Source organism: Aestuariivirga sp. (genome assembly GCF_020252405.1).
In the GTDB taxonomy this organism is placed as follows: Bacteria; Pseudomonadota; Alphaproteobacteria; order Rhizobiales; family Aestuariivirgaceae; genus Aestuariivirga.
This window is the reverse complement of sequence record NZ_JADCDA010000033.1, coordinates 1-23,071: the sequence shown is the minus strand read 5'-3', so window position 1 is coordinate 23,071 and position 23,071 is coordinate 1. Positions and strand designations below refer to the sequence as shown.

Below are 23,071 nucleotides of genomic sequence, written 5' to 3'. Positions count from 1 at the left end.
CGGATTGGGCCGGTCATCACCGCTATCCACAGACGGAAACTCCAGTGCGGCTTTGGAGCAGGTTTCGATCAAACGGACTTAAAATATTGCTCTATCTATTTGTTTAGTAATGTTTTCTAGGTTCAGCCCGTTCCCACTTGACTGGCACATGCGCTAAAACTCCGCCTGCTGGCCCAGGAGAGCCCCGGGCTTCGGCTCCCGAATCGGACCCAGCATGACGAGCAGGACGAGGGCCGCAAGGGTGCAGCCCCCCATCAGCAGCCAGGCCTCGTTCACGGCAAGAGTCACCGCGCTTTCCTGGATCGTGTCCATGGCGCCGAGCAGGCCCATCGGATCGGTGGGGTCGGGCAGTTCGCTTGTGGCGATGTGCAGCAGGCGGGCGGCCGCTCGCGTCGCTCACCTTCTCCGGCGGCAGGCAGCCCATGGAGAAGCGTGTGACCGGCACGATGCACAGGCCCAGCGCCACGCCCAGGCAGGAATGCCAACCGAAACAAAACATGCGGCTTAAATCCGCTCAGCCGCAAGCCCTGTGGAAATGTGGACAAGGCTACGCCTTGCCCAGCGTCCCACAGGCCAACAAAACACAAAAAGCGGACATTTGATGTGCTCCCAAAACCGGACAAGTTGATTAGCTGTCGATATGCCCGAAAGGCAGTTGTGAGTCTTGTAATTGCCACACCGATTTCCTTAAGTGTTGTGGATGCGTCCACTGCTCACATGCCTGCCCGCCGGCGGCGACGGCCCCGCCCCGGCGATGAACCGGGGGGGACACGACGGCTGGCTGTCGGGGGGACTGGCCCGCAGCTATCGGCAGGCAGTGCCGCATGCCCACGGTCTGCTTCCGCAAAGGCAAGCCTTCTTCGGCGAAACCAGGAAGCGCGTGGCAAATCCCTGTGAGCGGATTCGATTGGAGGGGTCCGATTGTCACGCCCCGGAGGAAGAGCGGGAGGCCGGACGTTGAGGCTGCCATGACCCGCCCGCAACTTTCGTAAACCGCGACGACCAAGGAACCCGCTTCGCTGTGCTGGACATCATTCAACCCTATCTGGACTACTTCACTGTCCATCCGGAGTGGGCGCTCGTCATCATTTTCCTGATTGCGATGGGCGAGGCGCTGCTGATCATCGGCCTGTTCGTGCCCTCGACGGCGGTGCTGGTGGGGGCGGGCGTGCTGGTGGGAACGGGCCACCTCGGTTTCTGGCCGGTCGTCACCGTAACCGCCGTCGGCTGCATTGTGGGCGACCAGATTTCCTATTGGGCCGGCCGCCTGTTCGGCCAGCGGCTCAAGACCATGTGGCCGCTTCACCTCTATCCGCAGCTCGTCGCGAAGGGCGAGGATTTCGTGCGTCAGCATGGCGGCAAGTCGATCGCCATCGGGCGCTTCGTGCCCGGTGTTAAGTCAGTGGTGCCGGGCATCGTCGGCATGTTCGGCATGAACCAGCTGTTCTTCGTCTTCGTCAATGTGACGTCGGGCATCGTCTGGGCCTTCGCGCATGTCGTGCCGGGCGTGCTGATCGGGCGGGGACTGGCCTTCGCCGGGGAGTTGTCGGGCCGCTTGCTCGTGGTGCTGCTGGTGCTGCTCGTGCTGCTGGCTCTGGCGGGCTATGTGATCCGGCTTGCGGCGGCGGGCGTGTCGCCATTCCTCAACCATTTGCTGGCGCGGGTGTCCGCCTGGGCCAGGGCCAGGCGCGGCCGCTCCTGGCAGCGGTTCGCCAGGGCGGTGTCTCCCGGCAATCCGCGCTCGGTGATGATCGTGCTGTTCGCCGCCATTCTCTTCACCGGCCTTGTTGCGCTGGCCAACCTCGCTATCCGCGCGGCTTCCAGCGATGCCGTCTCCAACATCGATGTTTCGCTCGCCACCTTGATGCGCGAGTCGCGCAATGCGCCCGCCGACGAGCTGATGACGGTCATCACCATGATGGGCGACACAATTGTGTTGTCGGCGCTGGCGCTCGCCATCCTCGTCTGGCTGGTCTGGCACAAGGCCTACCGCGCCGCCTGGGCGGCGGGCATCGCCATCGTTGCGGCCAAGGCCTTCGAGCTTGCCATGAAGCTCGGCATACAGCGGGCCCGGCCCACCGAACTCTCCTATTCCGGCGCCAGCCTGTTCAGCTTCCCCTCGGGCCACGCCACCATGGCGGCGGTGATCTTCGGCATCCTTGCCGTGCTGGTGAGCCACTCCATGGGCCGCTGGGGCAGGGCGCTGGTCTATGCCACCTGCGCCATACTGGCCGTCGCCATTGCCTATTCGCGGCTCTATCTCGGGGCGCACTGGCTGTCGGACGTGCTGGCGGGCCTCACCTTCGGCGTCGTCATGATGGCGGCGTTCGGCGTCGCCATCGAGGCCATTCCGCCGCGCCGCATCAAACCGCACGGCCTGTTCGCCACCGCACTCGTGGTGTTTCTCGGCGCGGGCGCGCTGCATGTGGCGACCGGTTTCACGCGCGCCAGCGAAATGTACGCCGTGCAGGACCCGCTGACGCTCGTCCCCGTCGCGCAATGGATCGACAAGGACTGGGAGAAGCTGCCCGCCCGCCGCATTGATCTTGCGGGCAAGCCGGAGGAGAGCTTCATCGCGCAGTTTGCCGGCAACCTAGACCTGCTGGCGGCTCAGCTCGAAGCCGGCGGCTGGAGCGCGACGCCGGAGTGGACCTGGGGGCAGAGCCTGCCTTACCTCAACCCCAATGCGGCGCTGCCGGACCTCGCGCCGCGGCCGGCCCTGCACGAGGGCCTCAAGGCGAAACTCACGCTCACGCGGGCCGCGGCTGGCGACGGCGAGGGGCGCGAGGTGATCCGCATCTACAAGACCGGCCTCGCCGCGACCGAAGGCACGGCCTACAAGCCGATCTATCTCGTCAGCCTCACCCGCGAGGTGAGAACGCATGGCTTCGACCTCTACGCCATTCCCTCGCCCCGTCCGGCATCGGCTGCCGACATTGCCGATCTGCGGGGCGTGCTGTCACGCGCGGGGGGAATTGCCATCTTGTCCGGGCATGAACGCGGGGGTATCCGGCAGGACCTGATCACCGCCAGTCCCTGACGGGTGCAGGTGTTGCCGCTGCTGGTGCGGTGACCGGCGCACAGGCCAATTCGGCGCTGGACGGGGCTGGTCCGTTCCGCCATATTCCGCCAGAATTTCAGGGGGCCCGCTGGCCTGCAACGGACGATTCGACATGTTATTCCTGAAGCAGCTCTTTACCTGGTGGAACGGCCAGACGCTGAATACGAGGTTTTACACCTGGCGCAAGGGCAGTTATGTCGGCGCCGACCAGTTCGGCAACAAGTACTATCGCGCCAAGTCGGCGGTGCCGCGATCGATCAGTGAGCGCCGCTGGGTTGTCTACAACGGCTATTCCGAAGCCTCCACCATTCCGCCCGGCTGGCATGGCTGGATGCACCACCGCACCGATGTGCCGCCCACCGAGGAAGACTACACCCCGCGCGAGTGGCAGAAGCCCTTCGTTCCGAACCAGACCGGAACGCCCAATGCCTATCGGCCCAAGGGTTCGATCCTGTCAGGCGCACGGCCCGCGCCCAGCGCCCCTGACTATTCCGCCTGGCGGCCGGAGTAGGGGTCGCCATATTTCGGCTGGGGTTGGCAACTATCCCGGTTTGCCACTGAGAGGAGGGGCGGCGTGAAAAATTCGGCAGTGGAAACCCTGATCGGCGCCGTGGTGGTCATCATCGCGGCGGTCTTCTTCTTCTTTGCCTATCAGACCTCCGGCAAGGGCCATGCCTCCGGCGCTTATCGCCTCAGCGCCGAATTCGACAATGCCGAGGGCGTAAGCGTGGGCACCGATGTGCGCATTGCGGGGGTTAAGGTGGGCTCGGTCGTCGATTTCACGCTCAACACCGGGAACTTCCAGGCCAACACGGTCATGGAGATCGATCCCAAGGTGAAACTCACCGACGATGCCACCGCCAAGGTCACCTCCGAGGGCCTGCTCGGCTCGAAGTTCATTTCGCTGGAACAGGGCGGTTCGGAAATCATGCTGGCCGACGGCGGCGTCATTTCCAACACCCAGGGTGCCGTCGACATATGGTCGCTCATCAGCCAGGCGATGTTTGCCAACAAAGGCCCGGGTGACGGGGGCGCGGCACCGGCTGGCGGTGGCCAGGGCGTGCCCGCAACGGACACCAAGTCCCCCTGATGGCGGAAGCCCGGCCCGGCCCGCGCCGTCAGCAATGGTCCGCCGGATCCTATGGCACGCGCGCGCGCTTCGTCTCCGGCCTTGCCTCCGGCGCGATTCAATGGCTGGCGCCCAGGCCCGGCGAACGCAGTCCAGGCCTGGGGCATGATCCGCACGAGCGGCGCCGTTGGCAAATGGACGGCGGATTACATGCGCCGGATCAAGAGCTGAGTCATGCTCCAGCGCGCCGGGGCGGTGAAGGCATGAGAGCCGTTTTCCTCTGCGGCGCATCCATCGTTTTCGCCACGGCCATGGGTGGCGCCGCCCGGGCGGAGCGCATTGCCAATCCGATCGCCATGTTTGCGGGGCTGGACAAGATCACCGGCGTGACCACCACCTTCGAAATTCCCATCGGCGAGGAACGCCGCTTCGGCAGCGTGATCGTCAAGCCGGACGTCTGCTATACGCGTCCCGTCACCGAACAGCCCAAGACCACGGGCTTCGTGAAGATCGACCAGGTCGAGACCGACAATACGCGCAAACCCATCTTCTCCGGCTGGATGTTCGCCGAAAGCCCCGGCCTCAGCGCCATGGAACATGCCACCTATGATGTGTGGCTCACCGGCTGCCGCGACCCCAACGCCCCACCCCCCGCGGTCGAAACCACGCCAGCGCCCGACGCCACGGGCCAGCCCGAGAAACCAAAGGACGATCAGCCGGAAGACTGAGCCGGCGCATGTTCCGTTCAGGCGGACTCGCCTGAACGGAACATGCGCCAAGTCAAAAGCCTGAGAATGATCTTATCGCAAAAGCGGTTCCACTTTTGCGGATCATGTTCTATGACTTGCGCTTGCGCCGCTTGCGGTCCGCAACGGAGGCCTTCGCAGGCTTATCTGCTGGCCGTTGTCCCGCAGCCCGGCCCACGCTGTCTGTGGTTGTGATCGCATCGGCACGGATCGTGCCCTCCGGCAAGTCCTTGCCGATGTCGGCCTCGCGCACAAGATCGGGAAACGTCAGATGAGTCAGTTCCTCAATCCCGAGGACGGTGGTGCGGAATTCCTTCACGCGCGCCAGTTCCGGCAGGTCGTCATAGGCTTCCGGCGTGTTCTCGAAACTCTCCGGCACGCCCTCGGTGAGCTGATCCAGCACCTCGCGCTGGCTGGCGATCAGCGCTATTGACCGCGGTGTCCCGCCATCCGACCACACCACGATCTTCCAGAAGGCCATCGGAACCGGATGGCCCCGGTACACCGGATCATCGTCGGTAAACACAGGGCCCGCAAACACGCAGACCCGTTCCTTCTCTTCGACGGCATTGCGCAGCACATAGGTCTCGACGGCGCGCCAGCGCAGCTTGCCCTTCTCGCCCGGGTGCGTGTCACGGCTTCCCTGGTTGAAGTAGCCCAGCTGCGGCGCTGCGTTCGTGTAGAAAAAACTGTCCTGTTCGGCGGCGAGCGCCATCTCCCTCGTGCCCCAGGCCGGGTCGCTGCGCATGATGATGTGGCCCTTCTGGAACATCCGCGCGATGCGGTTGCGGTCCTGTGTGTCCGGGTAGCCCGGAACCTTCTGCTTTTCGTAGAACGCGGCACCCATCTGCTGGTCGGGATTGATCCGCCAATCGGTGCTGAAGTCGTCGCTGGCTTCCGGCCCCATGCTCTCGATCTGCAGGTCGGCCGCCGTCGGGTTCATGTTGACGGACTTGTCCCTGCGGTTGATGTGCCGCGTCAGCTTTCCATCGATGTTGCACGCGGTGTAATAGGCAAGCCGCCTGTCGCCGTTCATCACGATCGAGAAGTGATGATACTTGAGCTCGTGCGGGTCCTCGCCGATGCGCGCGTCGAGATTGCGCGCGGGCCTGCCCATTGACGTATCCCGCAAGACGGGCAGTGGCACGATGAAATCCGACAGGAAGCCCGGCTCATATCCGGCCCGGTCAGAAAAATCCTCATCCGATCTGTTGGCCATGCTGTGTCCTCGCTCCTGCTGCTCGACGCGTTGTTTGGGCGGCCGTGGCTGGCCGGAAATGACTGGGCGAGACACCACCGCCGGCATCCGGTCCCCGCTGTCCCAGAGGTCCAGTAGCGCGCGGATCTGGCGGTTTGCGGCATCGCTGCCGGAGGCGCGCGCCCGCAGGTTCCGGACGATGGAACTCACCCGCACCCCCTCATTGATGGCGGAGGGTGGATTACCCGGCATCGCCGCCAAGGCCATGGGACCGGGGCCGCCCCAGTGGTGAAGGGCGATCATTTGCCATTCATTGTTGAACACCGGCGATCCGGAAGAACCGCCCAGCGTGTCCGCCACATAGTGCAGCACGTCGTCGAGACGCGCCACGAGGCGGTTCTCGCGCAGCACCGCCTGTTTGAAATCGCCGCGCGGATGCTGGATGATGTTCGCCACTTCGCCCAGCATGTGCTTGTTCGGCATATCGGACAGCGGAACGAATGGAAATGATGAGAGCTCGCGCGGGCCGCTGCTCTTGACGCCCAGCGCCACGAGAGTGAAGTCGAGCCGGTCCCGCGGGTCGGTGACGAACAGCCGCCGGGGCTCAAGCTCGAAGGACGTGACTGGCGTCCTCTCTCCGCCGGCGTTCTTCTTGAAGCCGAATTCGACCACGAACTGCCCGGCATCGGCGGGCGAGGAGATGACGTGATTGTTCGTCATGATCACGCCGGGTGCGATCAGCACGCCGGTGCCCTGCGGCCGCCCGTCGCGGAACCTTATGCGCACGACGGCATCGGCGACCGCCCGGCCCCTGTCGAAGAAGGCGACCCCCACGAAGTCGAGTGAGGATCCGATCAGCGCCTCCATGTCGCCGGTCTTCTCCTCCCCATCGCCTGGCGATGGCGTCTCGCTCCTGATCCACTGGGCAAGGTCCCTGGCCTCCGCCTCGCTCAAGCCCGATTTCAGGCGCAAGCGGTCGACTAGCCGCTGATTGCTGGGTTCCGCGCCGAAGGGGTTGCCCCGGCTGACCTCGGCGAGACTATGGGCGATCTGGCCCGCGGCCTCGTCAAGCCTGCGGTCCACAGTTTCCGTCAGCAGATCGATCTGCATATCGTCCAACGGTCAGACGCTCCGGGAGATTAGCGGCCACCCTGAAACCGGACTTCGCTACACGAAAAACAACACTATTCTATTGGCGCAGTTTCGTGTCAGTTGCAAGAAGGGTTCTCTAGCGGCGTCCCGCCGCCCAGGCGAGTACTGTCTCCGGGTCATCATCCTTGTCGAAAGCGAAGAAATCCGCAGTCCTGTCGAGCAGCGGCTCGATCAGCCTGTGATATTCGGCGCGCGGCACCGCGATGGCGCCCAGGCGCTCGAGATGGGGGTTGACGAACTGCGCGTCGAGCAGGCCGAAGCCGCCGAAATTGAGCCGCGCCACGAGATGCACGAGGGCCACCTTGGAGGCATCGGTGGCGCGCGAGAACATGCTCTCGCCGAAAAACACCGCCCCGATGCGTACGCCATAGAGCCCGCCAACCAGCTCGCCGTCCTGCCGGCATTCCACGCTGTGGCAGCAGCCCATGCGGTGAAGCTGCGTGTAGAGCGCCACGATGCGGCTGTTGATCCAGGTTGAGCGGCGGTCCGGAGTCTTTTCCGCGCAGGCGGCGATGACGGCGGGAAAGTCAGCGTCCACCGTCACCTCGAAGAGCCCGCGGCGGAGGCTCTTTCTCAGCGAATGCGAGATCCTGAGGCCATCGAGCGGGATCACCCCGCGCTCTTCGGGCTCCACCCAGTAGAGCGCGTTGTCCTCCGCGCTCTCGGCCATCGGGAAGATTCCCGCCGCATAGGCGCGCAGCAGGACCTGTGGCGTGATCGCGCTCATCACGCCTGGCGGGCGAGATAATGCTCCAGCCAGTGGATGTCATAGTGGCCATCGATGATGTCGGGCTCGGCCAGAAGCTGCTGGAACAGCGGAATGGTCGTCTCGATTCCTTCCACCACGAATTCGCTGAGCGCGCGCTTGAGCCGCATCATGCATTCGGTGCGGCTCTTGCCGGAGACGATCAGCTTGCCGATGAGGCTGTCGTAGTAGGGCGGAATGCGATAGCCGGCATAAAGGGCGGAATCGACGCGCACGCCCAAGCCCCCGGGGAAATGCACCGCGTCAACGCGGCCCGGCGAGGGCGCGAAGGTCGTGGGGTTCTCGGCATTGATGCGGCACTCGATGGCATGGCCCGAGAACGAAATGTCGGACTGCGTATAGGCAAGGCCGGCGCCCGAGGCGACGCGCAGCTGCTCCTGCACGAGATCGAGGCCGGTGATGGCCTCGGTCACCGGGTGCTCCACCTGAAGCCTGGTGTTCATCTCGATGAAATAGAACTCGCCGTTCTCATACAGGAACTCGATGGTGCCCACGCCCTCATAGCCGAGCTTCTCCATGGCGCGCGCCACGCGGCCGCCGATCTCGTCGCGCTGGTGCGCGTTGAGCGCGGGCGAATTCGCCTCCTCCCAGATCTTCTGGTGGCGGCGCTGCAGCGAGCAGTCGCGCTCGCCCAGATGCACCGCGCGGCCCTTGCCGTCGCCCAGCACCTGGATCTCGATGTGGCGCGGCTTCTCGAGATATTTCTCGATATAGACATCGCCATTGCCGAAGGCCGCCCTGGCTTCCGACTGCGCGGTGCTCATGGCGATCTCGAGGTCGGCTTCCGAGCGCGCCACCTTCATGCCGCGGCCGCCGCCGCCGGCCGTGGCCTTGATGATGACGGGATAGCCGATATCCTTCGCCGCCCGCCTGGCCTCGTCGATTCCGCTGACGCCGCCTTCGGAGCCAGGCACCACCGGAATGCCCAGTTCCTGCGCGGTGAGCTTCGCGGTGATCTTGTCGCCCATGATGCGGATGTGCTCGGCCGAGGGGCCGATGAACTTCACCCCGTGCTCGGTGAGGATGTCGGCGAAGCGGGCGTTCTCGGAAAGGAAGCCGTAGCCCGGGTGCACGGCCTCCGCGCCGGTGATTTCGCAAGCCGCGACGATGGCCGGAATGTTGAGATAGCTGTCGCGCGCCGGAGGCGGTCCGATGCACACGCTCTCGTCTGCGAGACGCACATGCATGGCGTCGGCGTCGGCGGTCGAGTGCACGGCCACCGTCTGGATGCCGAGCTCGCGGCAGGCGCGCAACACGCGGAGTGCGATTTCACCCCGGTTGGCGATGAGGACCTTGTCGAACATCGCCCCTTACTCGATCGCCACAAGAGGTTCGCCGTATTCGACCGGGTGGCCGTTGTCGACATAGATCGCGGTGACCTTGCCCGCGCGCGGCGCGTGGATCTGGTTCATGGTCTTCATCGCCTCGATGATGAGCAGCGTCTGGCCCTCCTTCACACTCGCGCCGATCTCGATGAAGTTCGAGGCTCCGGGCGAGGGCGCCATGTAAACAGTGCCCACCATCGGCGATTTCACCGTGCCGGGATGATCGCCGGCGGACCTCGGGGCGGGCGCCTCAGGCGCCTCATGCGCGGATGCTGCATGGGCGTGCACCACCGGGGCGGGCGCCGGGGAGGCGGCGCTGGCCGCCACCGTCACCTGCCTGGCCACGCGGAACCTCGAGCCCTTGCGGTCAAGCTCGATCTCGCTCAATCCCGTGTCGTTCAGGATTTCGGCGAGGCTTGCGATCAGCTCGAGGTCAGGGTCGTTCGGTGCGGATTTGGCGGAAGCCTTCTTCGACGGGGGCATTGGTCAACCCTTTTTGGCGGCTGAGATGAGGCAGTGGAGCGCGGTGATCGCCAGGACATAGCTGTCGACGCCGAAGCCGCAGATCACGCCGTTCACCGCCGGAGCGATGAGGCTGACATGCCGGAAGGCCTCGCGCTTGTGGACGTTGGAAAGATGGAGTTCGACCGAGGGGATATCGGCGGCTTTCAGCGCATCGTGCAGGCCCACCGAGGTGTGGGTGTAGGCGCCCGCGTTGATGGCGATGGCGGACGCCTTGTCGCGCGCCTCGTGTATCCAGCCGATGAGGTCGCCCTCGTGGTTGCTCTGGCGGAAATCCACGCTCAGGCCGAGTGCGCGGGCGTGGTCGCGGCAGCGGCTCTCCACGTCCTTTAGCGTCGCGTCGCCGTAGATGGCGGGCTCGCGCAAGCCGAGAAGGTTCAGGTTCGGGCCGTTGAGCACAAAGACAGGTTTCATCGATCCCCACGAATCCCCTGAGCATGATCCGCAAAAGTGGAACCACTTTTGCGGATCATGCTCAAGCTTTTGATCTGGCGCTTGTTCCGTCCAGGCGAGTCCGCCCGAACGGAACAAGCGCCAGGGCAGACCGACGCTTATAGGCGGTCACGGCGCCGGTTGGAAGCAGCCAGGACCCAGGGGCCTCAGCAGAGCTTGCAGCCGCCGCCCTTGCGCACCTGATCGACGAGTTCCGCCAGCCCGTCGGCCGGCAGATAGCCGGGCGAGACCTTGTCGTCGATGATGAAGGCGGGGGTACCGCTGATCGCCAGCGCCTGGGCCAGTGCATGGTTGTCCGCCAGCTCCCTGGTCACCGCCGGGTCCTTCATGTCTTCCTTCATCCTGGCGACGTCGATACCCTGCCTGGCGGCAAGTTCGTCCACCGCCTCCTTGGTCACCTTGCCCTCATGCTGGAAAAGGGCCGTGTGCAGCTCCCAGTATTTGTTCTGCTTCCTGGCCGCGATGGCGGCCATGGCGGCATAATCGGAATCGCCGCCGAAAATCGGAAATTCCTTCAGCACGAAGCGCAGGTTCTTGTCCTTCTCCAGAAGCGTCATCACCTCGGAGAAGCCCTTCTTGCACCAGCCGCAATTATAGTCGAAGAACTCGACGATGGTGACGTCGCCCTTGGGGTTGCCGGCCACATAATCGGCGGGCGAGCGGAAGATCTGGTCGGCGCTGGATTGCAGCGCGGCGCCGCGCTGCTGGGCGTCCCGCTCCTGCTGTTTGGCCTCAAGCGCCTTGGAAACCTCGAGCAGCACGTCCGGGTTTTCCAGCAGATACTGCCGGACGATGCCGCCGATCTCCTTCTTCTGGGCGTCGTTGAAGCTGCCGTCGGCGAATGCGGCGGGCGCAAGGGCCAGCAGGGCGGCCGCGGCGGCGGCGAAGCGGAGGCGGAAGGTCATCAGGTGTCGTCCTCTTGGTTCGGATCATTTTTTGGCGCAAAGCGGCGCTTCAGTTCATCTCTGTCGGCGTCCGGCGAAGCTGATCACGTCACTGGCGCGCGTCCATTCGGGAGTTCCGGTCTTGAAGGCGGCCTGGGCGGAGCGCGCCTTTTCAAGAGCGAGTTTGGTGTCGCCCATCAGCAGGGCGGCCTGGGCGGTCGCGAGTTCGGCGCGCGGCACGTCCCCGGTCTGGGCATAGGCGCGGGCCATCAGGCGGAAAGTCTCCGGCGTCTCGCCCTCGGTGCGCTGCGCCTGGCGCAGCAGCTTGATGGCCTCCCTCGCATTGTCCGGCTTCTCTGTGTCGATATAGGCCTGCGCCGCCAGCATCTGGATCAGCCCGTTGCTTGGCAGCAGTTCCAGCGCCTTCCGGACCGGCACGGCAGCCTCCGCCGCGCGGCCGTTCTCCAGCAGAGCCTGGGCCTTCAGCTCCCAGAAATAGGGGTTTTCCGGCAGCTCCTTGATGAGGCCGTCGATGACCGGCAGGGCATTCTGGATGTCGCCCCGGCGGAACATGGCGATGGCCCGGGCATAGCGCGCCGGCATCGACTGGTCGGAGGAGGGGTATTTCTGCATCACTGCCTGGGCGCCGCCGATATAGCCCGCGAGCTTGGCCTGCACCAGCTGGTGGCGCAGCATCAGCGCCGGCGGGTCCTTGGCATCCCAGTAGGGAGATTTCCTGGCCTCGGCCTCGAGATTGCGGATGCGGTCCATCGGCATGGGGTGCGACATCACATACGGGTCGATGTCGGCGAGTGTTGCGATGTTCTCCCGCGCGAGGGTCTCGAACAGGGTGATCATCCCGCGCGCCGACTGGTGGGTCTCGTTAAGGTACTTCAGCGCCGCCTGGTCGGCGGAGGCCTCCATGCCGCGGGCATAGGTGAGGAAGTTGCGCTGCGCCAGGCCCTGGGTGCCGATCATCAGGCCCTGACCCGCCTGCGCCACCTCGCCTTTGCCGGAGGCCACGCCGCCGGCAATGGTGGCGAGGCCCAGCAGCATGCCGATGATCTGCGTGTAATTGGCCGCATCGACTTCGACGCCCATGCGCGCCAGGTGGCCGCCCGCGATATGGCCCGTCTCATGAGCCAGCACGCCGATCACATCGTTCGGCGTGTCGGCCCGCTCGATCAGCCCGGTGTTGATGAAGATGCGCTGCCCGCCGGCCACGAAGGCGTTGATGAGCCGGTCGTTGAGCACATAGACCTTCACAGCCTTGGGGTTGATGCCCGCCGCCTTGAAAACCGGCCGGGTATAAAGCCGCATGAGACCTTCGATTTCCGCGTCGCGGATGATCGGCAGCGGCTTGCCGCGCTGGGCGGCTTCGGTTTGCGGCAGGGCCACACTCATGAACGCCATGAGCGCCGCCGTCAGGCGGACCGTTGCGCGAAAGAACGAAGCGGGGCGGTGCATGAATTCTAAGCCTCTCGGTCCGTCCATCCGGTGAGATTGAGGCGAGTTTGAGGCCCAGCGGGACAGGGTCAATCGACCGGGGGCCAGCTGACCGATTTGTAACCTCAGCGCTTGCTCCACCAGCCGGACTTACGCTCCGCCGAGGCCGGGGTCACAGTGGGAGCCGGCGGTTGCCATCGGCGCGGCGTTTCTGCCGGGGCGGAGGCTTCCGCCACCGCATCGGCGGTGGTCACGGGCGCGGGTGGCGTGGCCGGAGCCGGACCGGGGGCGGACACCACGGACTCATCCGCGGCGGAGTCTTCGGCGCCGGATGTCCCGCCCGCCTCGGCGCCGGATGTCCCGCCCGCCTCGGCGCCGGTCTCCGGGCGCTCGTCGCGGCGCGGGCGCTCGCCACGGTCGCGGCCCCAGCGGTCACGGCGGCCACGGCCGCGGCGCGGCCGTTCGCCGTCTTCCGAAGGCTCCTCTCCCCCGGCCTCCGCAACGGCGCTCCCGCCGCCAGCCTCGGTCTGGTTCCCGCCTGTTTCGCGGTCGTCTTGGGAGTCGAAGTCCGGCTGTTCGCCAAGACCAGGCACGTCATCGCCCCGGCCATTCTGAAGCTGCTGTTCGTCGCGTCCGCGCCCGCCGCGGCGGCCACGGCGACGGCGGCGGCGCCCACCTTCGCGGTCACCGCCCTCGCGCTCGCTATTGCCGGACTGGCGCTCTTCTCCGGCCTCCCCGGCGCCGTTCTCCGCCTCGATCTCGACCTCGGCCTCGGCCTCGGTCTGGCCGTTCTCCTCGTCCTCCTCTTCGAAGGCGGAGTCGATGCGCACCGGCGCCGCCATCACCCGGCGTGGCGGAATGTTGCGCTCCGGCGCCCGCTCGATCAGCGCCTGCGAGCCCTTAAGCTCGTCGCTCGGCGTGATGAACACCGAGATGCCGTAGGCGGTCTCGATGCTGAGCAGATTGTCGCGCTTCTCGTTGAGGATGTAGAAGGCGATCTCGCGCGGGCACTTGACGGTGAGGTTCTCAGGCTTGCGCGCAATCAGCTGCTCCTCGACCGCCCGCAGCACCGAGAGGCCGCAGGACGAGACCGAACGCACCACGCCGCGGCCCTCGCAATGCGGGCAGCTGCGCGAGGAACCTTCCAGCAGGCCGGGACGCAGCCGCTGGCGCGACATTTCGAGCAGGCCGAAATGGCTGATGTGGCCGACCTGGATGCGCGCCCGGTCGTTCTTCAGCGCGTCCTTGAGGCGGCGCTCGACATTCCGGTTGTTGCGCTTCTCCTCCATGTCGATGAAGTCGATGACGACGAGGCCCGCGAGGTCGCGCAGGCGCAGCTGGCGGGCGATTTCGTCGGCGGCTTCGAGATTGGTCTTGTAGGCCGTATCCTCGATATTGTGTTCGCGCGTCGCCTTGCCGGAGTTGATGTCGACCGAGACGAGGGCTTCCGTCTGGTTGATCACCATGTAGCCGCCCGACGGCAGCGTGACGGTGGGCGAATAGAGCCCGTCAAGCTGGCTCTCCGCCTGCCAGCGCGAGAACAGCGGGCGCGAATCCTTGTAGGGCTTAACGTTCCTGGCGTGGCTCGGCATAAGCATTTTCATGAAGTCCTTCACTTCACGGTATGCCTCGTCGCCCTCGACGATCACCTCGTCGACGTCCTTGGTGTAAAGGTCGCGGATTGCCCGCTTCACCAGGCTCCCTTCCTCATAGACGAGCGCCGGCGCCTGGCTCTTCAGCGTCAGGTCGCGGACACTCTCCCACAGGCGGAGCAGATAGTCATAGTCCCGCTTGATCTCGGTCTTGGTGCGCTGCGCGCCCGCGGTGCGGACGATGAGGCCCATGCCCTGCGGCACCTCGATCTCCTTCACCATCTCCTTCAGGCGGCGGCGGTCTCCTGACTCGGTGATCTTGCGCGAGATGCCGCCGCCCCGCGCGGTGTTGGGCATCAGCACGCAATAGCGGCCGGCGAGCGAGAGATAGGTGGTGAGAGCGGCGCCCTTGTTGCCGCGCTCTTCCTTCACCACCTGAACGAGGATCACCTGGCGGCGCTTGATCACTTCCTGGATCGTGTACTGCTTGCGCTGCACCTTACGGCGGCGCTGCGGCACTTCCTCGAGCGCGTCCTCAGCGCCGATCTCCTCGACGCGGACGGCGTCCGGGTCCTCGCCCACTTCCTCAACGCCATTGCCGAGTTCGCCCGGAATGCCGTGCTGGACGGTGGGTGCGGGGGCCGCGGCCTCCATCCCGGCCTCGTCCGGCGGCCCGGCGGCGGGTTCGGCAAGGCGGGCCTCGATCCGGGCCTCCGGTTCTGAGGGTTCCGAACCGGCCCCGACCGGCTCGGACAGCGACGGGTCGTCGTGGCTCGCCGACATCGGCGCGGCGCGCGGCGGCGTGTCGTCGCCGTCATCATCCGCCTCGTCATGGTGTTCGACGGCCTCGCCCCCGGTCAATTCGGAGGAAACGTCGAGGACGTGCGACTCCGGGCTTTCCCCTTCATTGGTCTCGGGGCCGTGGTCCCCGGCGAAGGAGTCGTCTCCCGCGGCATACGCATCCTCGGCATATTCGGGCTCGGAGATTTCCTCCACCCCGCCGTCGGTGTTTTCCTCGCCGCGCGAGGCCCTGCGTCCGCCCCGGCCCCGGTCACGACCGCGCCGGCGGCGGCCACTGCCTTCGCCCTCGTCGTCCTCGTCCTCGGCCTCCCGCGCGTGCTCCTCCTCCTCGGCCTGAAGCAGGGCCAGCCGGTCGGCGAGCGGGATCTGGTAATAGTCTGGGTGGATTTCCGAGAATGCAAGGAAGCCATGGCGATTGCCGCCATACTCCACGAAGGCCGCCTGCAGCGACGGCTCAACGCGCGTCACCTTGGCGAGGTATATGTTGCCCTTCAGCTGCCGACGCGCGGCGCTTTCGAAATCGAATTCCTCGATGCGGTTTCCCTTGAGCACCACAACGCGGGTCTCTTCGGGGTGGCTGGCATCGATGAGCATCTTGCTGCCCATGAGTCACGTCCTCTGCGCCAGCCCGGCAAATGTGCCGATAGGTTCTCCGCTCCGGTGAGGAGACGCCTGTTGGAGATGCGGGTGCTGCAGCGCGAATGGGGCATGCGGGTCCAGCCAGCGGACACGGGCAAACAGGCGACCAGAGCCGGTCTTGCCCGGTTCTCGTTCAGCGCGCTCGTCGTGGCGTGGGACATGCCCAGGATTTCCTTATGTTCCGGTTCACGGAACGGTTCTAAATGGCTGATCCGGCACAGGATCCAGCTCTTGGACTGCGTCGAGCGGGGCTGGCAGAAACTGCCTCCGGATCCCCCGCTTCCCGCGAAAACTCCACCCGCAGCCGATTCTGCCGCAGAGTCGCGGCCCTGACCACAGGAGACGGTTCCTTCTTATGAGGCAGGTTGCCAAAATGCAAGCTTTCCTCTGAAGGGCGCATGGCAACCATTGATTAACCCTGGAGGCCCTAGCCTGCGACCACCGAGTTCCCAACCCGCAGTGCCGCCGGTCCATGACGCCTGAAACAGCCAGTCCTCGCCGCTTGGCAGCAGCCCGCCTGCTGCCCGTGCTGTTTCTGGCCGTGCTGTTTCTGGCCTCCGGCTACCGCCTGCCCGTGGCGGATGCCGCCGATAGATCCGCCATGACCGTCGCCACGGCGGCGCGGGTGGCCGGCGACAAGACCCGCACGCGTTTCGTGGCCGATCTGTCGGCGCCCGTGGGATACACCGTCTATGTGCTGGCCAATCCCTACCGGGTGATGATCGACCTGCCGCAGGTGTCGTTTTCGCTTCGGGAAGGCGCGGGGGACAGCACCCGGGGCCTGGTGACGCAATATCGCTTTGGCCCGGTGGACGATGCGCATTCCCGCATCGTTCTCGACACCGACGGCCCGGTGCTCATCGACAAGGCCTTTCTGCTCAAGCCGAAGGATGGCCAGCCGGCGCGCATCGTCGTCGACATCGTCAGAACCACCAAGCAGGCCTTCGACGCGCGGCTGGCAGCCGATGCGGCCAGCGCCACGGCCAGCGCCGCCCCCGCCGTGGAGACCCCGCCCGGCTCCGGCGGCGCCGCCCCGCGCGTGCGCAAGCTCGTCGTCATTGACCCCGGCCACGGCGGCATCGATCCCGGCGCCATCGGCCTCAGCAACACGCGCGAGAAGGATGTCGTCCTCGCCTTCGGCCTGAAGCTGAAGAAGGTGCTTGAAGCGACCGGCGCAATCGATGTGGTGATGACCCGCTCGGACGACACATTCCTGACCCTCCGCGACCGCGTGAGGATCGCGCGCGAAAAAGAGGCGGACCTGTTCATCGCCATCCATGCCGACACGGTGAGGGGCGGCGACGCCCGCGGCGCCACCATTTACACCCTTTCCGAAAAAGCCTCCGACGCCGAGGCCGAGGCCCTGGCCCACAAGGAGAATCGCGCCGACATCATCGCCGGCGTCGACCTCGAGGCCGAGAACCAGGAAGTGACCGACATCCTGATCGACCTCGCCCAGCGCGAATCGAAAACCCACTCGCTGGTCTTCGCCAGGAAGGCGGTGGCGGAGATGGCGCCGGTCACAGTCTTCACCGGCAAGCCGATGCGCTCGGCGGGCTTCATGGTGCTGAAGGCGGCGGACGTGCCCTCGGTGCTGATCGAACTGGGCTTCCTGTCAAGCAGGCAGGATGAAAGCCAGCTCACCTCGCCGGAGTGGCAGCAGAAGGTCGCTGCCGCCATGGGCCGCGCCGTCGAGACGTATTTTGCCACCCAGATGGCCGCCAAGACGCCCTGAAGGCCAAGACAAGATTCAACGAAAAGGCAGCTGGTTCGCCTGTCTCGCCCGGCGTGGCGCGGGGGCCGGGTTCCCGCCACCCAAGGGCCACAATCGGCTTCTAGAAAATTTTCAGGTCAAGTGGACACCGGTTGACCGTCGAAAATGCGACCAAACAAAGAAACAGATCAGGCTTCGATTCCACTGAACCGAAACCTGATCTAGCGAATTAATTATAGATGGGCCTCGGGGCTGTGTTATCCGGCGGGCCGCAACAGGCAGGTGTCGTTTCGTAGAATGCTTCGTTTCCTCGGGTGGTTGTTCGCGGTCGGTTTCATGCTGTTCGTCGCCGGCGCGGCGGGCGTGGGCTATGTGCTCTGGACCGCCTCGAAGGACCTGCCCGACTACACCCAGCTTGCCAATTACGCCCCTCCGGTGATGACCCGCATCTATGCCGCCGACGGCTCCATGCTGGCGGAATATGCGGAGGAGCGCCGCCTCTTCGTGCCCGTCAGCCAGATGCCGAAGCCCTTGATCGACGCCTTCACCTCGGCCGAGGACAAGACCTTCTTCACCCATGGCGGGCTTGACTGGATGGGCATTGCCGCCGCCGCCTGGCGCTTTGCCCAGGTCAAGCTGACCGGCAAGGGCCAGATCGTCGGCGCCTCGACCATCACGCAGCAGGTGGCCAAGAACTTCCTTCTCACCAACGAACGCTCGCTCGACCGCAAGCTGAAGGAGGCGATCCTCGTCCGCCGCATCGAGCAGACCTTCACCAAGGACCAGATCCTCGAGCTCTATCTCAACGAGATCTTCTTGGGGCTGAATTCCTATGGCGTGGCCGCCGCCTCGCTCAACTATTTCGGCAAGTCGCTCGACCAGCTGTCGCTGGAGGAGATGGCCTATCTCGCGGCGCTGCCCAAGGGCCCCAACAACTACCATCCATTCCGCCAGAAGGAACGCGCCATCGAGCGCCGCAACTGGGTGCTGGTGCAGATGCGGGAGAACGGCTACATCACCGAAGACCAGATGAAGGAGGCGCAGGCCAAACCCCTGGTCGTAACGCCGCGCCCCTTCGGCGCGCAGCTCTTCAACGCCGAGAGCTTCGCCGAGGAAGTGCGCCGCGAGCTGATCGGTCTCTACGGCAAGGACAAGATGGAAAAGGGCGGCCTCTCGGTCCGCACCACGCTCGATCCCAAGCTGCAGCTGTATGCCCGCCAGTCTCTGGCCCGCGGCCTTATCAACTTCGACCGCAAGCGCGGTTACCGCGGCCCCATCGCAAACGCCGATCTGGGCGCGGCGGCGGACTGGGCGCTGCTCATCAAGAACAGGAAGGCGCCGGAGGACATGGCGCCCTGGCGCATCGCCGTGGTGCTCGATGTCAATGACGGCGAAGCCACCATTGGTCTGCAGCCCAATACCCAGCCTGACGGCGTGCTGGCGCCGGAGCGCGAGACCGGCAAGATCCCGCTGGCGCTGATGAGCTGGGCACGCGCCTATATCGACGGCACGGCGCTCGGCCCCGAGGTTAAGAAGGCATCGGATGTGCTGAAGCCGGGTGACATCGTCTATGTGGCCCCCAACAAGGATACCGGCCAGTATCATCTGATGCAGGCGCCGGAGATCGACGGCGCCATGATCGCCATGGACCCGCACACCGGCCGGGTGCTGGCCCTTGTCGGGGGCTTCTCCTATGGGCGGAGCCAGTTCAACCGCGCCGTTCAGGCGCTGCGCCAGCCGGGCTCATCCTTCAAGCCCATCGTCTATGCGGCCGCCCTCGACAATGGCTATTCCCCCGCTTCCGTCATCATGGATGCGCCCATCGAGTTCAAGATGCCGGACGGCTCGATGTGGAAGCCCAAGAATTATCAGAACAAGTTTTTCGGTCCCTCGACGCTGCGCCGCGGCATCGAACAGTCGCGCAACGTGATGACGGTCAGGCTCGCCAGCGAGCTCGGCATGGCCAAGATCATTGACCTCGCGACCCGTCTCGGCATCTATGACAAGCTGCCCGCCGAACTCGCCATGGCGCTGGGCGCGGGCGAGACCACGCTCATGAAAATGGTCACCGCCTATGCCATGATCGACAACAGCGGCAAGCGGGTCGAACCCACCCTGATCGACCGTATCCAGGACCGCTACGGCAAGACGATCTATAAACACGACAAGCGCGACTGCGCCAATTGCCAGGCCCCCGGCTGGAGCCCCGACCTGCCGGAGCCGGACCTGGTCGATGTGAGCGAGCAGGTGATGAACCCCTATACCGCCTATCAGATCACGTCGATGATGGAAGGTGTGGTCCAGCGCGGCACCGGCAAGAAAATTCTGGCGGTGGGCAAGCCCGTGGCCGGCAAGACGGGCACGTCGAACGACGAGCGCGATGCCTGGTTCATCGGCTTCACGCCGGACATGGTGGTGGGCTGCTACGTCGGCTTCGACAACCCGAAGCCCATGGGCAAGGGCCGCACCGGCGGCGAGCTGGTCGCGCCCATCGTCGCCGACTTCATGAAGCTCGCCTTGAAGGACAAGCCGGCGACACCCTTCCGCGTGCCGCGCGCCATCGAGCTGATCCCCATCGACGCCAAGAGCGGCAAGCGCGGCATCTTCGGTCAGCCTGGCGTCATTCTCGATGCCTTCAAACCGGGCGACGAGCCGCCGGATTCGACCAAGATCATCGGCGAAGGCGCCATTGCGGCCGCCGGAACCGCCGCCAGTGGCGGCGTGATGCTGGTGCCGCCCGGTCAGGGCGACTCGGGCGGGGTTATATCCGCCGCGCCCGCGCCACAACAGCCTTCGGCCAGTGGCGGGTTGACGGGGCAGGGCGGCGGCCTCTATTGAACCCCGCAACGTCACTCTGTTGTTTGAGCAGGAATCATGCGCGCTGAAATCTCGTCGATGGTCGACGACATGAAGCAGTCCATCGGGCTGCTGAGGAGGCATCTTTGACTGGGACAATGCGCTGCGCCGTCTCGCCGAACTGAACGCAAAGTCCGAGGACCCCTCGATCTGGAATGACCCGCAGAAGGCGCAGAAGCTGATGCGCGAGCGCCAGGACCTCGACAAGCGCATCGCCATGATCCGCGGCCTCGAGCAGTCGATCGCCGACAATACCGAGCTGATCCAGATGGGCGAGAGCGAGGGCGACGAGTCGATCATTGCCGAGGCCGAGACGTCGCTGCAGGCGCTGCGGCCCAAGGTGGCCGAGACCGAGATCGAGACGCTGCTCTCGGGCGAGGCCGACGCCAACGACGCCTATCTGCAGATCAACGCCGGCGCCGGCGGCACCGAAAGCCAGGACTGGGCCTCGATGCTGATGCGCATGTATCTGCGCTACGCCAACAAATACGGCTTCAAGGCCGAGGTGCTGGACGAGCATGCGGGCGAAGAGGCGGGCATCAAGTCCTGCACCATGCAGATCAGGGGCCACAATGCCTATGGCAAGCTCAAGACCGAGTCGGGCGTGCACCGCCTGGTGCGCATCTCGCCCTATGATTCGAACGCGCGCCGCCACACCTCCTTCTCCTCCGTCTGGGTCTATCCGGTGGTGGACGACAACATCGACATCGTGGTGGTGGACTCGGATCTGAAGGTTGACACCTACCGCGCCTCAGGCGCCGGCGGCCAGCACGTGAACACCACCGATTCGGCGGTTCGCATCACCCATATCCCGACCGGCATCATCGTCGCCTGCCAGGCCGAGCGCTCGCAGCACAAGAACCGCGCCACCGCCCTCAAGATGCTGAAGGCCCGCCTCTATGAAATGGAACTGCAGAAACAGCAGGAGAAGGTCGACGCGGCCAACGCCAAGAAGACCGATATCGGCTGGGGCCACCAGATCCGCTCCTACGTTCTGCAGCCCTACCAGCTGGTGAAGGACCTGCGCACCGGCCACACCTCCACCGCCCCCGGCGACGTGCTGGACGGCGAAGTCGAAGACTTCATCCAGGCATCGCTCGCCCATAAGGTGAAGGGCGGCGGCGACCAGGTGATCGAGGATATCGAATAGGGCAACAACTGGCCCGATCGAAGCCGCGCTGCGGTCTGCGGCGTCAGCCCAGCACCTCAACCGACACCGGCCGCGAATCCGCCCCCAGCCGATAGACCACCGGCACGCCGGTTTCGAGTTCGCGTTTCAGGATCTGCTCGGGGCTCAGCCCCTCGATGGCCATGATCAGTGAACGGATGGAATTGCCATGCGCCGCCACCAGCACGCGCCTGCCCGAGAGAACGTCCGGCTGGATGTGCTTCATATAGTAGGGCAGGGCGCGGGCCAGCGTGTCCTTCAGGCTCTCGCCGCCGGGCGGGGCAATGTCATAGGAGCGGCGCCAGATGTGCACCTGTTCCTCGCCCCACTTCTTGCGGGCATCGTCCTTGTTGAGGCCGGTGAGATCGCCATAGTCGCGCTCGTTCAGCGCCTGGTCCCTCACCGTCTCGAGGTCCGGCTGGCCGAGCTCGTCGAGCATGATCTTCAACGTATGCTGGGCGCGGGTCAGCGCGCTGGTATATGCGATATCGAAGTGAAAGCCCCTGGCCTTCAGCTTCTGGCCGGCGGCATGCGCCTCGGCTAAGCCCTGTTCTGTCAGGCCGGGGTCCTTCCAGCCGGTGAACAGGTTCTTGAGGTTCCATTCGCTCTGCCCATGGCGGACGAGCACGAGAAGACGGTCCACGTCCTGCATGATGTGTCACTCCAGTCCCAATACGTCGATCATCGAATAAAGCCCCGGCGTCCTGTCGAAGCCCCACAGCGCGGCCTTCACCGCGCCGCGTGCGAAAATGTCCCGGCTCTCGGCCTTGTGGGCAAGCTCGATGCGCTCGGCGGGCCCGGCGAACATCACCGTATGCTCGCCCACCACCGATCCGCCGCGCAGCGTGGCAAAACCGATGTCGCCCGGCGTTCTTGCCCCGGTGTGGCCGTCGCGGCTGCGTACAGAGCGGGACTTGAGGTCGATTTTGCGGCCATCGGCGGCCGCCTGGCCCAGAAGCAGGGCGGTGCCCGAGGGCGCGTCGATCTTGTGCTTGTGGTGCATCTCCAGCACCTCGATGTCGAAATCCTCGCCCAGTGCCGCGGCCACCTTCCTCACCATCACGGACAGCAGATTGACGCCGAGGCTCATATTGCCGGACTTGATGATGCGCGCATGCCGCGCCGCGGCCTTGATGTTCGCCTCGCCTGCCTCGTCGATCCCCGTCGTGCCGATCACATGCACGATACGCGCCTGGGCGGCGAGCTCCGCCAGCGCCAGCGTCGCCGCCGGCACGGTGAAGTCGATGACGCCGTCGATATGGGTGAGGAGGGCGACCGGGTCATCGGTGACCGCCACGTTCAGCCGCCCGATGCCGGCGAGTTCGCCCATGTCGGCTCCCACATGGGGTGAACCCCTGGGCTCCAGCCCGCCCGCCACCTCGGCACCCGGCGTTTCATTGACGATGCGCGTCAGCACCCGGCCCATCCGGCCCGCTGCCCCGGCAATTGCTAGCTTCATAGGTCTCACCCTTCGTTAGACCCGGCTTTAGCAACGGACCCCGGTGATGGAAAGCGCCCAGCGCATGATCCGGTCAGGTAGAACCACCCGATCGATAAGAAGATGCGCCAGATCAGAGGCTTGAGCATGATCTTATCGCAAAAGCGGTTCAACTTTTGCGGATCACGCTCCGGAGCATCTTCAGGTCAAGTGGACACCGGCTGACCGTCGAAAATGCGAC

At 65.2% G+C, this 23,071-nt stretch carries 18 protein-coding genes; 7 read left to right on the top strand and 11 right to left on the bottom strand.

Annotated features, from left to right (window positions below; all coding sequences use genetic code 11):
* Positions 1–153: 153 nt before the first annotated feature.
* A complete protein-coding gene (locus IOC69_RS06225; protein ID WP_290542676.1) occupies positions 154–312 on the bottom strand; it encodes a hypothetical protein in 159 nt (52 codons plus the stop codon).
* Between the two features lie 709 nt (positions 313–1,021).
* Between IOC69_RS06225 and IOC69_RS06220 the strand changes: the two genes are divergently transcribed.
* The 4 genes from IOC69_RS06220 (at position 1,022) to IOC69_RS06205 (ending at position 4,858) form a co-directional block, all read left to right on the top strand.
* Complete coding sequence (locus IOC69_RS06220) at positions 1,022–3,040, top strand: bifunctional DedA family/phosphatase PAP2 family protein (RefSeq protein WP_290542675.1); 2,019 nt, start codon at positions 1,022–1,024, stop codon at positions 3,038–3,040.
* Positions 3,041–3,173: 133 nt separating this feature from the next.
* Positions 3,174–3,572 carry an NADH:ubiquinone oxidoreductase subunit NDUFA12 gene (locus IOC69_RS06215; RefSeq protein WP_290542674.1) on the top strand — a complete coding sequence of 133 codons (399 nt, stop codon included), beginning with the start codon at positions 3,174–3,176 and terminating at the stop codon, positions 3,570–3,572.
* Between the two features lie 63 nt (positions 3,573–3,635).
* The gene (mlaD, locus tag IOC69_RS06210; protein WP_290542673.1) at positions 3,636–4,151 is read left to right on the top strand and encodes an outer membrane lipid asymmetry maintenance protein MlaD; all 516 of its coding nucleotides are present in this window, start codon (positions 3,636–3,638) and stop codon (positions 4,149–4,151) included.
* 242 nt (positions 4,152–4,393) lie between these two features.
* On the top strand, positions 4,394–4,858 hold the full coding sequence (locus tag IOC69_RS06205; protein ID WP_290542672.1) for a DUF2155 domain-containing protein: 465 nt from the start codon (positions 4,394–4,396) through the stop codon (positions 4,856–4,858).
* Between the two features lie 109 nt (positions 4,859–4,967).
* Here IOC69_RS06205 and IOC69_RS06200 read toward each other — a convergent pair whose 3' ends face one another.
* The 8 genes from IOC69_RS06200 to IOC69_RS06165 form a co-directional block, all read right to left on the bottom strand.
* Positions 4,968–7,184: a DNA/RNA non-specific endonuclease gene (locus IOC69_RS06200; RefSeq protein WP_290542671.1), complete on the bottom strand. Its 2,217-nt coding sequence runs from the start codon at positions 7,182–7,184 to the stop codon at positions 4,968–4,970.
* A 118-nt stretch (positions 7,185–7,302) separates the two neighbouring features.
* Positions 7,303–7,953 carry a leucyl/phenylalanyl-tRNA--protein transferase gene (gene aat, locus IOC69_RS06195; protein ID WP_290542670.1) on the bottom strand — a complete coding sequence of 217 codons (651 nt, stop codon included), beginning with the start codon at positions 7,951–7,953 and terminating at the stop codon, positions 7,303–7,305.
* Entirely contained in the window at positions 7,953–9,296 is a 1,344-nt protein-coding gene (gene accC / locus IOC69_RS06190) for an acetyl-CoA carboxylase biotin carboxylase subunit (RefSeq protein ID WP_290542669.1), read from the bottom strand. Before accC ends, aat begins: the two co-directional genes overlap by 1 nt.
* A 6-nt stretch (positions 9,297–9,302) precedes the next feature.
* Positions 9,303–9,800, bottom strand: coding sequence for an acetyl-CoA carboxylase biotin carboxyl carrier protein (gene accB, locus IOC69_RS06185; protein ID WP_290542668.1), 498 nt, complete (start codon positions 9,798–9,800; stop codon positions 9,303–9,305).
* A gap of 3 nt (positions 9,801–9,803) precedes the next feature.
* Positions 9,804–10,253 (bottom strand): type II 3-dehydroquinate dehydratase, encoded by a 450-nt coding sequence (aroQ, locus tag IOC69_RS06180; RefSeq protein WP_290542667.1) that lies wholly within the window; start codon positions 10,251–10,253, stop codon positions 9,804–9,806.
* Positions 10,254–10,438: 185 nt separating this feature from the next.
* Positions 10,439–11,197: a DsbA family protein gene (locus IOC69_RS06175; RefSeq protein WP_290542666.1), complete on the bottom strand. Its 759-nt coding sequence runs from the start codon at positions 11,195–11,197 to the stop codon at positions 10,439–10,441.
* Between the two features lie 54 nt (positions 11,198–11,251).
* Positions 11,252–12,589: a M48 family metalloprotease gene (locus tag IOC69_RS06170; RefSeq protein WP_290542665.1), complete on the bottom strand. Its 1,338-nt coding sequence runs from the start codon at positions 12,587–12,589 to the stop codon at positions 11,252–11,254.
* Positions 12,590–12,747: 158 nt separating this feature from the next.
* Positions 12,748–15,621, bottom strand: coding sequence for an Rne/Rng family ribonuclease (locus IOC69_RS06165; RefSeq protein ID WP_290542664.1), 2,874 nt, complete (start codon positions 15,619–15,621; stop codon positions 12,748–12,750).
* A gap of 535 nt (positions 15,622–16,156) precedes the next feature.
* On the opposite strand from IOC69_RS06165, the gene IOC69_RS06160 reads away from it, so the two are divergent.
* From IOC69_RS06160 to prfB, 3 genes are all read left to right on the top strand, one after another.
* Positions 16,157–17,389, top strand: coding sequence for an N-acetylmuramoyl-L-alanine amidase (locus tag IOC69_RS06160; RefSeq protein WP_290542663.1), 1,233 nt, complete (start codon positions 16,157–16,159; stop codon positions 17,387–17,389).
* A 315-nt stretch (positions 17,390–17,704) separates the two neighbouring features.
* A complete protein-coding gene (locus IOC69_RS06155) occupies positions 17,705–20,206 on the top strand; it encodes a penicillin-binding protein 1A (protein WP_290542662.1) in 2,502 nt (833 codons plus the stop codon).
* A gap of 36 nt (positions 20,207–20,242) precedes the next feature.
* Positions 20,243–21,374, top strand: a protein-coding gene (gene prfB / locus IOC69_RS06150) for a peptide chain release factor 2 (protein WP_290542661.1) whose coding sequence is annotated in 2 segments (ribosomal slippage) — positions 20,243–20,311 and positions 20,313–21,374 — 1,131 coding nt in all. Because the reading frame shifts where the segments join, the coding sequence is not laid out codon by codon here.
* A gap of 43 nt (positions 21,375–21,417) precedes the next feature.
* Here the strand turns inward: prfB and IOC69_RS06145 are convergent.
* Positions 21,418–22,035: a 2,3-bisphosphoglycerate-dependent phosphoglycerate mutase gene (locus IOC69_RS06145; RefSeq protein ID WP_290542727.1), complete on the bottom strand. Its 618-nt coding sequence runs from the start codon at positions 22,033–22,035 to the stop codon at positions 21,418–21,420.
* Between the two features lie 15 nt (positions 22,036–22,050).
* On the bottom strand, positions 22,051–22,851 hold the full coding sequence (gene dapB / locus IOC69_RS06140) for a 4-hydroxy-tetrahydrodipicolinate reductase (RefSeq protein WP_290542660.1): 801 nt from the start codon (positions 22,849–22,851) through the stop codon (positions 22,051–22,053).
* Positions 22,852–23,071: the final 220 nt, after the last annotated feature.